Source organism: Sphingopyxis sp. A083, assembly GCF_001468495.1.
GTDB lineage: Bacteria > Pseudomonadota > Alphaproteobacteria > Sphingomonadales > Sphingomonadaceae > Sphingopyxis > Sphingopyxis terrae.
Genome location: NZ_LNSK01000002.1, coordinates 355,836 through 370,509, shown reverse-complemented (window position 1 = coordinate 370,509; position 14,674 = coordinate 355,836). Strand labels below are relative to the sequence as shown.

The 14,674-nt window shown below is 64.7% G+C and carries 12 protein-coding genes; 5 read left to right on the top strand and 7 right to left on the bottom strand.

Annotated features, from left to right (window positions below; all coding sequences use genetic code 11):
* Positions 1-110: 110 nt before the first annotated feature.
* Together mce and ATE59_RS05915 are read right to left on the bottom strand one after the other, a co-directional pair.
* Positions 111-551 carry a methylmalonyl-CoA epimerase gene (gene mce, locus ATE59_RS05920; RefSeq protein WP_058811567.1) on the bottom strand — a complete coding sequence of 147 codons (441 nt, stop codon included), beginning with the start codon at positions 549-551 and terminating at the stop codon, positions 111-113.
* Positions 552-654: 103 nt separating this feature from the next.
* Positions 655-2,187 carry an acyl-CoA carboxylase subunit beta gene (locus ATE59_RS05915; protein ID WP_058811566.1) on the bottom strand — a complete coding sequence of 511 codons (1,533 nt, stop codon included), beginning with the start codon at positions 2,185-2,187 and terminating at the stop codon, positions 655-657.
* A gap of 127 nt (positions 2,188-2,314) precedes the next feature.
* Between ATE59_RS05915 and ATE59_RS05910 the strand changes: the two genes are divergently transcribed.
* Positions 2,315-3,724, top strand: a complete 1,410-nt coding sequence (locus tag ATE59_RS05910; RefSeq protein ID WP_058811565.1) for a helix-turn-helix domain-containing protein — start codon at positions 2,315-2,317, stop codon at positions 3,722-3,724.
* Positions 3,725-3,766: 42 nt separating this feature from the next.
* Here ATE59_RS05910 and ATE59_RS05905 read toward each other — a convergent pair whose 3' ends face one another.
* The 3 genes from ATE59_RS05905 to pgi all read right to left on the bottom strand — a co-directional run bounded on the left by ATE59_RS05905 (position 3,767) and on the right by pgi (position 7,912).
* On the bottom strand, positions 3,767-4,783 hold the full coding sequence (locus ATE59_RS05905; protein WP_058811564.1) for an NAD-dependent epimerase/dehydratase family protein: 1,017 nt from the start codon (positions 4,781-4,783) through the stop codon (positions 3,767-3,769).
* A 163-nt stretch (positions 4,784-4,946) separates the two neighbouring features.
* Positions 4,947-6,293: a glutathione-disulfide reductase gene (gor, locus tag ATE59_RS05900; RefSeq protein ID WP_058811563.1), complete on the bottom strand. Its 1,347-nt coding sequence runs from the start codon at positions 6,291-6,293 to the stop codon at positions 4,947-4,949.
* Between the two features lie 113 nt (positions 6,294-6,406).
* Positions 6,407-7,912 (bottom strand): glucose-6-phosphate isomerase, encoded by a 1,506-nt coding sequence (gene pgi, locus ATE59_RS05895; RefSeq protein ID WP_082657318.1) that lies wholly within the window; start codon positions 7,910-7,912, stop codon positions 6,407-6,409.
* Between the two features lie 205 nt (positions 7,913-8,117).
* Between pgi and lepB the strand changes: the two genes are divergently transcribed.
* The 4 genes from lepB to ATE59_RS05875 are packed head-to-tail and all read left to right on the top strand — an operon-like array spanning position 8,118 to position 10,916.
* On the top strand, positions 8,118-8,996 hold the full coding sequence (gene lepB, locus ATE59_RS05890; protein WP_003043651.1) for a signal peptidase I: 879 nt from the start codon (positions 8,118-8,120) through the stop codon (positions 8,994-8,996).
* Complete coding sequence (gene rnc / locus ATE59_RS05885) at positions 8,993-9,676, top strand: ribonuclease III (RefSeq protein ID WP_003043654.1); 684 nt, start codon at positions 8,993-8,995, stop codon at positions 9,674-9,676. Before lepB ends, rnc begins: the two co-directional genes overlap by 4 nt.
* On the top strand, positions 9,673-10,566 hold the full coding sequence (era, locus tag ATE59_RS05880) for a GTPase Era (RefSeq protein WP_058811562.1): 894 nt from the start codon (positions 9,673-9,675) through the stop codon (positions 10,564-10,566). Before rnc ends, era begins: the two co-directional genes overlap by 4 nt.
* An 8-nt stretch (positions 10,567-10,574) precedes the next feature.
* A complete protein-coding gene (locus ATE59_RS05875; protein WP_058811561.1) occupies positions 10,575-10,916 on the top strand; it encodes a hypothetical protein in 342 nt (113 codons plus the stop codon).
* An 8-nt stretch (positions 10,917-10,924) separates the two neighbouring features.
* On the opposite strand, the gene ATE59_RS05870 is transcribed toward ATE59_RS05875, so the two are convergent.
* Positions 10,925-12,043, bottom strand: a complete 1,119-nt coding sequence (locus ATE59_RS05870) for an alpha/beta fold hydrolase (RefSeq protein ID WP_058811560.1) — start codon at positions 12,041-12,043, stop codon at positions 10,925-10,927.
* Between the two features lie 72 nt (positions 12,044-12,115).
* Positions 12,116-14,665, bottom strand: coding sequence for a type I DNA topoisomerase (gene topA, locus ATE59_RS05865; RefSeq protein WP_058811559.1), 2,550 nt, complete (start codon positions 14,663-14,665; stop codon positions 12,116-12,118).
* Between the last annotated feature and the right edge of the window lie 9 nt (positions 14,666-14,674).

Genomic DNA, 14,674 nt, shown 5'->3' with positions numbered 1-14,674 from the left:
TGCGTATCTCTACTCTCTTTTCGTCATGCCGGACTTGATCCGGCATCCATTCCTCGCAGCGACGGAAAAATGGACCCCGGATCAAGTCCGGGGTGACGAGGAAAAATGGGTCAATGATCGCCCTTCGGCGTCTCCATGATCTCGGTCAGCACCCCGCCCATGTCCTTGGGGTGCAGGAAGAAAATCAACGTCCCATGCGCCCCGATGCGCGGCTCGCCCAGCACGCGCTTGCCCATCGCCTCGAATTCGGCCTTGGCGGCATGGATGTCGGGCACTTCGTAGCACATATGATGCTGTCCCCCCGCCGGGTTCTTTTCGAGGAACCCCGCGATCGACGTGTTGCCCGGCAGCGGCTCGATCAACTCGATCTGGGTGCCGTCACGCGCCCCGCCCGCGCCGGGCGTGTCGACGAAACACACCTTCACCCCCTGCTCGGGCAGGTCGAACGGTTCATGAATCTTCGTCGCGCCCATCACGTCGCGGTAAAAGACGATGCTGTCGGCGATGGAAGGCGTCGCGATGCCGATATGGTTGAGGCGGCCCAGTTTCATGTCAAATTCTCTCTCACTTCGTCATGCCGGACTTGATCCGGCATCCATTCGATCAGCGCCGGAAGAATGGACCCCGGATCAAGTCCGGGGTGACGACCGGAATTTACAGCGGGATATTGTCATGCTTCTTCCACGGATTCTCCAACTGCTTGTTCCGCAGCTTGCGTAGCCCCAGCGCGATCCGCTTGCGCGTATTATGCGGATGGATGACCTCGTCGATATAACCGCGTGACGCCGCCACGAACGGATTGGCGAAGCGGTCCTCATATTCCTTCGTGCGCTGCGCGATCTTTTCGGGGTCGCCCATGTCGGCGCGGAAGATGATCTCGACCGCGCCCTTCGCGCCCATCACCGCAATCTCGGCGGTCGGCCACGCATAGTTCAAATCGCCGCGCAGATGCTTCGACGCCATCACGTCGTACGCGCCGCCATAGGCCTTGCGCGTGATCACGGTGATCTTGGGCACCGTCGCCTCGGCATAGGCGAAGAGCAGCTTCGCACCATGCTTGATGATGCCGTTATATTCCTGCGCGGTGCCCGGGAGGAAGCCGGGGACGTCGACGAAGGTTACGATCGGAATTTCGAACGCGTCGCAGAAACGCACGAAGCGCGCCGCCTTCTTCGACGAATTGATGTCGAGCACCCCTGCCAGCACCAGCGGCTGGTTCGCGACGATGCCTACGGTGCGTCCTTCGATACGCCCGAAGCCGCAGATGATGTTCGCGGCGTGCGCCGGCTGCACTTCAAAGAAATCGCCCTCATCGACCGTCTTGCGGATCAGCTCGTGCATGTCATAGGGCTGGTTCGCGTTGGGCGGGATCAGCGTGTCGAGGCTCATCTCGGCACGGTCGTAGGGATCGCTCGTCGGGCGCACCGGCACGCCGCTGCGGTTGTTTTCGGGCAGATAATCGAAGAAGTCGCGCGCCGCGAGCAGCGCCTCGATATCATTCTCGAACGCCAGATCGGCGACCGAGCTCTTGGTCGTATGGGTGATCGCGCCGCCGAGTTCTTCTTGCGTCACCACTTCGTTGGTCACCGTCTTCACCACATCAGGGCCGGTGACGAACATGTAGCTACTATCCTTCACCATGAAGATGAAGTCTGTCATCGCCGGGCTGTAAACCGCGCCCCCCGCGCACGGCCCCATGATCAGCGAAATCTGCGGCACGACGCCCGACGCCAGCACATTTTTCTGGAACACGTCGGCATAGCCGCCCAGGCTCGCCACACCTTCCTGAATACGGGCGCCGCCGCTGTCATTGAGGCCGATGACTGGCGCACCGACCAGCATCGCCTTGTCCATCACCTTGCAGATTTTTTCGGCGTGACGCTTGGACAGCGAGCCGCCGAAGACGGTGAAATCCTGGCTGAAGACATAGACGAGGCGGCCGTTGATCGTCCCCGATCCGGTGACGACGCCGTCGCCCGGAATCTTCTGGTCCTGCATGCCGAAATCGACGCAGTCATGCTCGACATAGGTGTCGAGCTCCTCGAACGAGTCTTCGTCGAGCAGCACCAGCAGTCGCTCGCGCGCGGTCAGCTTGCCCTTGGCGTGCTGGGCATCGATACGCTTCTGCCCGCCCCCCAAGGCGGCGGCGGCACGGCGGCGTTCCATTTCGGCAATATTGGCGGACACTCGGCTTCTCCGGTTATCTGAAGCCTGCCATCTGCGCCCGCGGCGCCCGCTATGCAAATGCGAATTTGCAAAGTTGCAAAGTTGCATTTTGCAAAGTAGTCATTCTTCGCAGAAAAGGAGAAGGCTCGTGAGCCGCCAGCGCATCTTTGCAGGCGCCCGTTTGCGCCAGCTTCGTACGGAACGGGGCATCCGGCAGGCCGATTTCGCCGAAAGGATCGGCATTTCGACATCCTATCTCAGCCAGATCGAGCATGACGACCGGCCGTTGACCCCTGCCCTGCTCGACCGGCTGCAAAGGCTTTTCCCGCTCGAATGGGAGGAGGTCGCCGCCGATGCCGGTGACCGCCGCGCCGGGGCGCTGCGCGAGGCGGCGGCCGATCCGCTGTTCGCCGCCGCACCGCTGGCGCCCGAACAGCTTGAGCGCGCCGCGCTCCAGCAACCGCAGCTCGCCGACCAGTTCGTCGCGCTCCACGCCGCCTATCGCCGCGCGGGCCAGCGGCTCCAGATCATCGACGAAGCAATGACCGGCGGCACCGCCGAGGGCAGCCGCCTGCCGTGGGAGGAGGTGCGCGACTGGTTCCACGACGCGGGCAATTATGTCGACAGCATCGACCGCGCAGCCGAGACGCTGGCTAGTCAGCTCCGCGGCCGCGATCCGTCGCCCGCGATCGAGACGATCGAACGGCGGCTGCGCGAAGCGCTGGGCATTTCGATCGTCTACCGCCAGCATCAGGTGCTGCGCGATTTCGACGCGACGATGCGCCACCTGATCATCGATCCGTCGCAGCCCGCCGAAACGCGCCGCTTTCAACTCGCGCACCAGCTTGCAGCGCTGGCGCTCGCGCGCGAGATTGCGGCGGTGATCGAAGCGTCGCCACTGCGCACCGCGGCGGCGCGCCAGCTGCTCCACGTCGGCCTCGCCAATTATGCCGCGGGTGCGGTGCTGATGCCCTATGCCGCCTTTCGCGCCAGCGCCCGCGCGGTGCGGCACGACATCGACCGGCTGCGGCTCGACTATGGCGTCAGCTTCGAACAGGCGTGCCATCGCCTCTCGACGCTCCAGCGCCCCGGCGCGCGCGGCATCCCGATGTTCTTCTGCCGCGTAGACATGGCGGGCAATATCACCAAGCGGCACAGCGCCACCCGCCTGCAATTCGCGCGCTTCGGTGGCGCCTGCCCGCTGTGGATCGTCCACGAGGCGGCGGCGATCCCCGACCGCATATTGTTCCAGCTCGCCGAAACGCCCGATGGCCTGCGCTATGTGTCGATGGCAAAGGGGCTCGTGAAACCGTCGGGCAGCTATGCGCGCGCGCCGCGCCGCTATGCCGTGGCGCTGGGGTGCGAGGCGCAATATGCCGCCGATTTCGTCTATGCCGACGGGGTCGATGTGACCGCGCCGCACGCCGCGACGCGTATCGGATCATCGTGCCGCATCTGTCCGCGCGACGACTGCGACCAACGCGCCTTTCCGCCGAGCGACCGGCCGATCCTGGTCGACCCCGACCGGCGCGACGTGGTGCCCTACCGCATCGGCTAGCGCAATGTCATTGCAAGCAGAGCGAAGCAATGACGAAGATGCTCACACCTTCACGATTCCCCGCTCGAGCAGGCTGTGCGCCGTCGCCAGCACCGCCTCCTCGGGCGTCCGCATCGTCCAGCCGAGCGTTTCCATCGCGTGGCGGCTGTCGCCGCCGCGGACATTGCCCAGCTCGGCGACGAGCTGCTTGAGTTCGGGGCGGAAGATCGCGAATGTCTTGAGCAGCCAGTCGGGCATCCGCCGCGTCGGCACCTTGCGCGCCTGCTCGCCCAGGTTCGCGGTCAGGATGTTGGCGACATCGATCATCTTCAGAAACGGTCCCGAACAGACATAGCGCTCGTTACGGATACCCGGCGCGGTGAGCGCGCGATAATGAAGGTCGGCAACGTCGCGCACGTCGATGATGCCGAAGCCGACGTCGGGACACATCGGCACCTTGCCCTCGAGCAATTGTTTCACGACCTCGATCGACGTCGACAGATCGTCGGACAGCAGCGGCCCGAACACCGCCGCGGGATTGACCGAGGCGAATTCCATGTCGCCGCCCTCCGACGCCACCCAATCGCGCGCCGCGCGCTCGGCGACGGTTTTCGAGCGCGGATAGGGCATGACCGCCGGATTATCGAGGTTCGTCCAATCGGCTTCGCTGTAGATGCCGCCGCCGTCGCCATGCCCATAGGCGATCGCCGCCATCGACGAGGTCAGAACGAAGCGCCGCACCCCCGCTGCCCTCGCGAAACGCAGCGCGCGCAACGCGCCTTCGCGCGCCGGAACCACCAGTTCGTCGGCGTGCTGGGGAACCCCAATCGGAAAGGGCGAAGCGACATGCGCGACATGACTGCATCCGGCGATCGCCTCCGCCCAGCCGAGATCATGCTCCAGATCGGCCGCGAAGAACCGAAGCCGGTCATTGTCGACCGCCAGCCAACTGCGCACCTCGGCCTCGCGCTTCAGGCTGCGCACGGTCGTGTGAACCGTCCAGCCATTGTCGATCAACTGCCGGATCAGGAAGCCGGCAATATAGCCGCTGCCGCCTGTTACCAATATCGCGCCTGTCATTCGCCCCTCCCTCGCTCGATCCGCGCCAGAGTATAGCTTATCGCTCGGCAATAACACTGCGTTCGCTCTGAGCTTGTCGAAGGGCCGTACTTTCCTTCGAGTATCAGAGAAGGACGGTGCCTCGACAAGCTCAGCACGAACGGATCAGGGTGGGCCTATCGCCCTATTTCAGCAGCACCAGTTCCTCGGCCATGCTGGGGTGCAGGGCGACCGTCGCGTCGAAGTCGGCCTTGGTCAGCCCCGCCTTCACGGCGACCGCGGCGGCCTGCAAAATTTCGGGCGCGTCGGGGCCGATCATATGAAGGCCGACGACCTGATCGGTCGCCGCATTGACGACCATCTTGTACAGCGCCCGTTCGTTGCGGCCGGCGAGGACATTCTTCATCGCCCGGAAATCGCTGGTATAGATGCGCACAGCGCCCAGCTTGTTGCGTGCCTCTGCCTCGGTCATCCCGACCGCGCCGATCGGGGGATGGCTGAACACCGCGCTCGGGACATTGGCATAATCGACCGTCGTCGGCTTGCCGCCGAAGACACTGTCGGCGAACGCCTGTCCCTCGCGGATCGCCACCGGCGTCAGCTGGATACGATTGGTCACGTCGCCGACGGCATAGATGCTCGGCACCGACGACTGATTATTGTCATCGACCTTGACCGCACCATCCTTGTCGAGTTCGACACCCGCCGCTTCCAGACCCAGCCCCTTGGTGTTCGGTACCCGACCGGTCGCGACGAGCACCGCATCGGCGGCGATCGGATCGCAATTTTCGAGATGGACCAACAGCGATCCGTCATCCTGTTTCTCGATCGACTTGAAAGGCGCGTTGAAGCGGAATTCGATCCCCTTGGTCATCGAAATCTGTAGCAGACGGTCGCGGATCTGCTCGTCATAGCCGCGCAGGATCGCGTCGCCGCGGTTGACGATCGTCACCTTGCTGCCGAATTCGTTGAAGATGCCCGCAAATTCGTTGGCGATATAGCCGCCGCCAGCAATCACCACGCGCTTCGGCAGACTGTCGAGGTGAAACACCTCGTTCGACGTGATCGCATGTTCGCTGCCCGGAAATTCGGGGACGAAGGGCCAGCCTCCGGTTGCCACCAAGATGCGTTCGGCGGTGAGTTCGGTCCCGTCGGCGAGCCGTACCTTTTGCGGACCGACGACGGTCGCGCGCGTCTTGAGGACCGTAACCTTGTGATTATCGAGCGTCTGACCGTAGAGACCTTCGAGACGCGTCACTTCGCCCAGCACATTGCCGCGCAGCCGCTGCCAGTCGAAATGGCAATCGGGAACGTCCCAGCCGAAATGCCGCGCGTCCTTCAGATCTTCTGCAAAGTGCGCCCCATAGACGAGCAGCTTCTTGGGCACGCAGCCGCGAATGACGCAGGTGCCGCCGACCCGATGCTCCTCGGCGACCGCAACGCGCGCGCCGTGTGACGCCGCGACCCGGCTCGCGCGAACGCCGCCCGACCCGGCGCCGATGACAAACAGGTCATAGTCAAAATCGCTCATGGAATTACCTCTGACACTTGTCGCTGACATTCGCGGCGAAAGCCTATGTGGTTACGCCGCGCCGTCTTGCCAATCGAATATTTGGATCGGCGTGATCGCTTCGGGTTTTGACCCTAGTCCCCCAGCGCGGCCTGCATCAGCGCTTCGGTCGCCGGATCGAACTGCACCGTGCCTTCGGCCAGCCCCTTCGCCATTTCCTTGCCCAGCTCGACCCCGAACTGATCGAAGGGATTAATGCCGAGCAGCACGGCGTTGGCGAAAACGCGATGCTCGTAGAAGGCGATTAGCGCGCCCAGACTGTGCGGCGTCACCTGTTCGAGCAGGATCGTCGTCGACGGGCGGTTGCCGGGATAGGCGCGCGCGCCGTCCTCGCTCGCACGGCCGGTCATCAGCGCCGCGCCTTGTGCGATGCAGTTGGCAACCAGCGTTTCGTGGTGCGCATCGTCGAGGATATGATCGGGTTCGCGGGCGACGACGAATTCGACCGGGGTCAGATGTGTGCCCTGATGCAGAAGCTGGAACACCGCATGCTGCGCGTCGGTGCCAACGCCGCCCCAAGTAATCGGCGCACTCTGCTGCGCGAGCGGCGCGCCGTCGAGCGTCACCCGCTTGCCGTTCGATTCCATTTCGAGCTGTTGCAGATAGGCGGGCAGCAGCCGCAGGCGTTCGTCATAGGCAAAGACTGCGCGCGTCTGGCAGCCTAGCCGGTTGGCGTAAATCTGGTCGGCGAAGGCGGCGAGCAGGCAGATATTGTCGGCGCCGTCGGCAAGCCGGAAATGGCGGTCCATCTCCGCCGCGCCTTCGAGCATGTCTTGGAAGGCGTCCCAGCCGAGCGCCAGCGCCGCTGGAAAACCGATCGATGACCAGAGCGAATAGCGCCCGCCGACGGTCTCGCTGAACGGCAGGATGCGCGTTTCGTCGATACCCCATTCGACCGCGCGTTCGGGGTTGGCGGTAAGCGCGATGAAACGCCCGACCGGATCATCGACGCCCGCCTCCTCGAGCCATTGCAGCGCCGAGGCCGCGTTGAGCAGCGTCTCGGTCGTCGTGAAGGTTTTCGACGCAACCGCCACGAGCGTATAGGCCGGGTCGAATTTGGCGAAGACCTCGGCGAGCGCGGCCCCATCGACGTTCGAGACGACGGCCACGTCGTAGCGCGAGCCATGCCGCCCCAGCGCGTCGATCAACAGGTCAGGGCCAAGCGCCGACCCGCCAATGCCGATGTGGAGCAAATGGCGGATTTCGCCGAACGCATCGGCCTCGATCGCGTCGATCAGCATCCGCATCCGCTGGTGCAGCATCTGCGCGCGGTGGACCGATTCCGGCGCGCCGTCGCCGCGCTCGGCGCTATGCTCGGCGGCACGGTCCTCGCTTGGATTGGCGATCCCGCCCGAAAACAGCGTGCGGCAGCGCCCCGCGAAATCCTGCGCCTCGGCCAACCGGTTCAAAATCGCAATCGCCGGAGCATCGAGGTGCGTCTTGGCAAAATCGAACCGGATATCGGCAACGCTGCGCACCAGCGCCTGCAAACGCGCCGCGGGATCGGCAAGCACAAGGTCGGAAAGTGTTTGGGGCTGCCAGTCGGCGAGCGCCTGCCATGCGTTTGCGGCCGTGGTCATCGAATATTCCTTGCTGCCCCTTCGTATCGGACACGGTCGAGCCGTCCATCGGCAAGGTGCCTTACGGATGGGCATCCCGACGACGCTCGACGCGAACGGGGTTGATAGGGTTCGCCAACCTCATAAGCGTGCAGGAGCGCCCATACCAGCGTCATCCGCCGATATTTGCTTGACGCGCAGACCTATTCACCGTCAATGCGCCCCCATGACCGATGCCAGCATACCCGCCGAAAAGCCCGCCCCCGCGACACCCGAACCCGCGCCCGTTTCCGCCAAGGAAGAAGCGGTCGACACGATCCGCTTTCTCGCGCTGCTCGCGATCGCGGTGCTGATCTTTCGCAGCTTCTTTCTGTCGCCCTTCAACATTCCGTCGGAATCGATGCAGCCGCGCCTGCTGATCGGCGACTATCTGCTCGTGAACAAGATGGCTTACGGCTATTCGAAATACAGCCTGCCGTTCAGCGTGCCGCTGATCCCCGGCCGCATTTTCGCGCGTACGCCCGATCGCGGCGACGTTGTCGTGTTCAAGGCGCCGCCGGTCAACGACAACGACTATATCAAGCGCGTGATCGGCCTGCCCGGCGACACGATCCAGGTGAAGGATGGCATCGTCTGGCTGAACGGCAAGCCGCTGAAGCGCGAACCGATGGCCGATTTCGTCATTCCGGTGACGCAGAACATGATCGACGCGTCGCGCGCCAACGGCACCCTCCCCTGCTATTCGCCGGAGTTCGAAGAGATCGGCGCGAACGGCCAGCGTCAGTGCCGCTACAAGCGCTTCAAGGAAACGCTGCCCAGCGGCAAGAGCTACGCGATCCTCGATATCACCTCGATCCCCGAGGATAATACAGCGCCCGTGACGGTGCCCGCCGGCCATCTGTTCCTGATGGGCGATAATCGCGACCGCAGCGCCGACAGCCGCTTCCCCGCCGTCGAAGGTCAGGGCATCGGCCTGGTGCCCGAGGAAAATCTTGTCGGCCATGCGCTGGTGACGATGTTCTCCACCGACGGGTCGGCAAGCTGGATCAACCCGATCAGCTGGTTCACCGCGGCTCGCTGGAACCGCGCCGGGGAAGGCTTTTGAACGAAGGCGTCTCCGCGGAAACGCTTGCCGCCATTACCGGCGCAACGCCCCGCGACCTTGGCCTCTACCGCGAGGCGCTGACCCACGGCAGCAGCGGTGCGGGCGATTATCAGCGGCTGGAATTTCTGGGCGACCGCGTGCTCGGGCTCGTCATTGCGTCCGAATTGTTCGCCCGCTTTCCGAAGGCTGCCGAGGGCGAATTGTCGTCGCGGCTGCACGCGCTCGCGTCTGGCGAAACCTGCGCGCGGATCGCGCAGGCGCTCGACCTTACCGCGCATGTCCGGTTCGGCGCGCAGGCGATCGGTGACGGCGGGCGGCATAGCGACAATATCGCCGCCGATGTGCTCGAGGCGCTGATCGGCGCGCTGTGGCTCGACCTTGGCCAGGACGCCGCGCGGGCATTCATCGTCCGCAATTGGGGGAGCATGATCGAAGGCCAGGTCGCCGCGCCCAAACATCCCAAGGCGGCGCTCCAGGAATGGGCGCTCGCGCGCAAGCGCAAGCCCCCCGAATATCGCCTCGTCCGCCGCGACGGCCCCGACCACGCGCCGCGCTTCCGCGTCGCCGTCGCGATCGGCAAGCTCGCCGAGGCCGAAGGCGACGGCCCCTCGAAGCAGGCCGCCGAAAAGGCGGCCGCCACCGCCCTGCTCGAAATCTTGACCCAGGAAGACGTAAAATGACCCAGCGCTGCGGTTTCGTGGCGGTCGTCGGCGCACCCAACGCCGGCAAATCGACCCTCGTCAACGCCCTTGTCGGCCAGAAGGTCGCCATCGTCAGCCCCAAGGCGCAGACGACGCGCACCCGCCTGATGGGCGTTGCGATGGACGGCGACACGCAGATCATCCTGATCGACACGCCGGGCATCTTCGCGCCCACCCGCCGGCTCGACCGCGCGATGGTCGCCGCGGCGTGGGGCAGCCTGGAGGAAGCCGAAGCCATCCTTGTCATGGTTGACGCCGCGGCCAAGCTGACGGGCCGCGTCGAACGCGTGCTGGAAGGAGTCGCGAACCGGCCCGAGAAGAAATATCTGGTGCTGAACAAGGTCGATCTGACCAAGAAGGACAAGCTGCTCACCATCGCGACCGAGCTGAACGCCCGGCTCGCCTTTGACGAAACCTTCTTCATCGCGGCGAGCAGCGGCGACGGCGTGCCCGAGCTCAAGGCGCACCTTGCCGCGCTGATGCCCGAAGGACCGTGGCATTTCCCCGAGGATGAAGTCAGCGACGCACCCGAGCGGATGCTCGCAGCCGAAATCACGCGCGAGCAGCTCTATCGCCAGCTCCATGAGGAATTGCCCTATCAGTCGACGGTCGAAACCGAGTTGTTCAAGACCCGTCCCGACGGCAGTGCCGAAATCCACCAGCAGATTTTTGTCGCGCGCGACAACCAGCGCGCGATCGTCCTCGGCAAGGGCGGCGCCCGCATCAAAGAAATTGGCGCAAAAGCCCGCGCCGAGCTCGCCGAACTGATGGGCCGCAAGGTCCACCTTTTCCTGCACGTGAAGGTCAAGGAAAATTGGGACGAGGACCGCGGCGTCTATCGCGACATGGGCCTCGACTGGGTCGATTGAGCGGCGATATGGCGCACGACCCCTTCAACACCCCTGGCGACCGGTTCCGAGCGGTCTTCCGCTATTGGCAGGCCTATCTGCTCATCGCCGTGCTGATCGCGCTCGTCATCGAGCGCGACCGTTTCGCGAGCAGCGGCAAGGACCATCTCGTCGCCGGCGAAGTCATGCGGATCGAAACGCGGCCCGGCAAGCCGGAGCAGGCCGTCGTGCGCGTCAACAGCCTGCAGCAGACGACGGTCGCGCTGCCCGCCAACGCGCATTGCCATAGCGGATCGAAAATCCGCCTTGTTCGTCACGACGACGTCGCCCAGCACGCCTTCCGCGCCGCCGATCCGCCCTGCACGATCTGACCCGCTCGCTAGAATTTCCCGCAGTCGTCGGGAGGCGGCGCACCAGCAAAGCGATCCCCGATCCACGCCAATGTTTCTGCGGCACTGTCCCGCGCGCTGTCGGCATGATCGGTTCCGCGCATATCGATCCATTTCAGCCGGGTACGGTTGCGGCATAAGCCGGTCGCGAAGGCACGCGTGATGGCGGGCGCGACGATCGTGTCCTTGTCACCCTGGGCGATCAGCAGCGGTCCCGGCACACGCGCCGGATCGACGCTGTTGGTCCGCACCCACGAAGCCCAAGGCTCGATCCGCCCGATGTCCTTGTTTCGCGTCGCGCGGGCTACCGTCACGATCCCCAATATCGTTCCAAGCTTCGGTTTCTTTCCAAGGGTGACACAATTATTCTCGGCCAGGCGGTGAATGATCCCCTGATTTGTCCGGTTGGCGATCGGGTCGAGCGAAAAGCCGTAGAGCGAAGACCAGCTATGCAAGGCAAAGGAGAGAAGCAGCGCCCGCGCGTTCTTGTCGCTGCCGCTCCGCAAATTGGCCGCGAGATCGGTCGGCGGCGCTGCGGCCGCCGCGCCGACAAGCGTCAGGTCGGGCGCATAGGCCCCGGCCCGGGTCGCGGTCCACAGGGCGGCATGCCCGCCCTGCGATTCGCCCCACACCGCGAAGCGCTTTCCGGCCCCCGCCCCCGCTATGCCCTGCGCCGCACGGACCGCATCGAGGACCGATCGCGCCGTGTCCTCACCGACCAGAAACGGATGCATGGTGGGGCTGCCGAGGCCGATATAGTCTGGCGCGACAACGACGTAGCCTTCCCGGACCGATGGTTCGACGCCCGCCGAGGCTGCGAAGAAACTGGCGCTCAGCGAGGGCGCGCAGCGTTCGGCCACGCCCCACGCGCCATGCGTCCAGGCGATGACGCGGCGCGACGCGGTCGGCGCGGCCTGGCTGGGCGCGACAACCATCCCCGTCGCCTCGCGTACGGTGCCATCGCCGCCGCTCGTCCAATAGCGGATGCGCCAAGCGTGCATGGCGACCGGCGGGTCGGCTACGGGATCAGCCGCGATCAGCGTCCCGACCTGTTGCGCTGTGGCCGGAAGCGAAAATAGAGCGAGGATCAGGGCGAGCAGGTGGCGCATCGAAATTCCTCCCGATGCGCCCATGCTACCATAGCGCAGAAAAACAGCGATCCTGTTTCTGCGTTGCCCTTGTCATTCCGCCGTTTTCTTTTTGGCTGGCGCCTTCTTGGCGGCGGGCTTTTTGGCGGCAGCTTTCTTCGCAGGCGCCTTCTTCTTGCCCTTCGCCGGCCCCTTTGCGGCACGCGCGTCGATCAGGGCGACGGCTTCCTCGACGGTCAGCGCCTCGGGCTCGACCGTCTTGGGCAGCGTCGCGTTGGTCGTGCCGTCGGTCACATAAGGCCCGAAGCGTCCGGCCATCAGCTTCATCTCGCCGCCGCTCGTCGGGTGGGGTCCGAAGGTCTTCAATGGCTCGGCCTTGGCGCGCCCGCGGCCGCCGCCGTTGGCCGCATCGGCGATACGCGCCACCGCCGCGTTCATGCCGATGTCGAAAATCTCGGCCGTGCCCGTCAGCTTCGCATATTTGCCGTCATGGAGCAGATAGGGACCGTAGCGCCCTAGCCCCGCAACGATCGGCTTGCCGCTTTCGGGGTGCATCCCGACGTCGCGCGGCAGGCTCAGGAGCCGGAGCGCATAGTCCAGATCGAAATCCTCGGCCGGAATATCCTTTGGGATCGACGAGCGCTTCGCCTCCTTGCCGTCGCCAAGCTGAATGTACGGCCCGAACCGACCGCTGCGCTTCGTCACCTCGAGCCCGCTTTCGGGATCGGTACCGAGCGTTTCGGGGCCGCTGTCGGCGCCGTCGCTGCCGCCCGGCTGCGCGAATTTGCGCGTGAACTTGCACTCCGGATAATTGCTGCACGCAATGAACGGACCGAACTTGCCGCCGCGCAGCGCCAGCCGCCCGGTGCCGCAATTCGGGCAGACGCGCGGATCGCTGCCGTCGCCCTTGTCGGGGAAGAGATAGGGGCCGAGAAACTCGTCGAGCGCCGCGGTGATCTCCGACGGCTTCTGCTCCATCACCTCGCCGGTGCGCGGCTTGAAGTCGCGCCAGAAGCGTTCGAGCACCGCCTGCCACTGGGCGCGGCCGCCCGATACGTCGTCGAGCTCTTCTTCGAGCCCCGCGGTGAAATCATATTCGACATAGCGGCCGAAGAAGCGCTCGAGGAAAGCGGTTAGCAGCCGCCCGCTCTCTTCGGGCAGGAAGCGGTTCTTTTCGACGCGCACATAGGCGCGGTCCTTGAGCACTTGGAGGATCGAGGCATAGGTCGACGGGCGCCCGATGCCCAATTCCTCCATCTTCTTTACCAGGCTTGCTTCCGAATAGCGCGGCGGGGGCTGGGTTTCGTGCGCTTCGACCTCGACTCCCGTCTTGGCCGGGGCATCGCCCTTCGCCATCGCGGGGAGCAGGCGCGCGTCGTCGTCCTCGCTGCTGTCGTCGCGGCCTTCGTCATAAAGCGCGAGGAAGCCCGGGAATTTGATGACCTGCCCGGTCGCGCGGAGCATCGTCTTGCCCGTGCCGTCGCTCAGGTCGACGCTGGTGCGTTCGAGCCGCGCCGAGGCCATCTGGCTCGCCAGCGCACGCTTCCAGATCAGATCGTAGAGGCGCGCATGATCGCCGCCGCCGACCTTGTCCTTGCCGAAATCGGTCGGACGGATCGCCTCGTGCGCTTCCTGCGCGTTCTTCGCCTTGGTCTGATACTGGCGCGGCTGATCGGGGACATAACCGCCGTCGTAGCGATCGGCGATCGCCCGCCGCGCGGCGCTGATCGCGCTGCCGTCCATCTGCACACCATCGGTACGCATGTAGGTGATCGCGCCGTCCTCATAGAGATCCTGTGCGACCCGCATCGTGTGGCTAGCCGAAAAGCCGAGCTTGCGCGCGGCTTCCTGTTGCAGGGTCGATGTCGTGAACGGCGGCGGCGGGTTGCGCGTCAGCGGCTTGGTTTCAACGCTGTCGACGGTGAAATGCCCCGCCTTAACGTCGGCTTCGGCGGCGCGCGCATCGGCCTCGTTGGTGATCGTCAAACGCTCGATCTTGTCGCCGCGCCAGCGCGCGAGCCGTGCCTTGAAAGGCGTGCCGTCCATTTCGAACTGGCCGGTGATCGACCAATATTGCTGCGCAACAAAGGCTTCTATTTCACGTTCGCGTTCGACGACGAGGCGCAGCGCCACCGACTGGACACGGCCCGCCGATTTGGCGCCGGGCAGCTTGCGCCACAGCACTGGCGACAGGGTGAAACCGACGAGATAATCGAGCGCGCGGCGCGCGCGGTACGCGTCGATCAGATCGTCGTCGAGACCGCGCGGATGCGCCATCGCATCGGTCACCGCCTGCTTGGTGATCGCGTTGAAGGTCACGCGGTCGACCTTTTGCGGCAGCGCCTTTTTCTGGCGTAGCAATTCCTGCACGTGCCAACTGATCGCTTCGCCCTCGCGATCGGGGTCGGTCGCGAGAATCAGACGGTCGGCCTGCTTCGCGGCATCCTGAATATCCTTCAGCCGCTTCGCCTTGTCCGGATAGAGCTGCCACTCCATCGAAAAACCGTCATCCGGATCGACCGAGCCGTCCTTGGGCGGCAGGTCGCGGACGTGGCCATAGCTGGCCAGCACCTTGAAATCACGGCCGAGATATTTCTCGATCGTCTTCGCCTTGGCGGGCGATTCCACAATCACCAATTGCATCGAAAATTC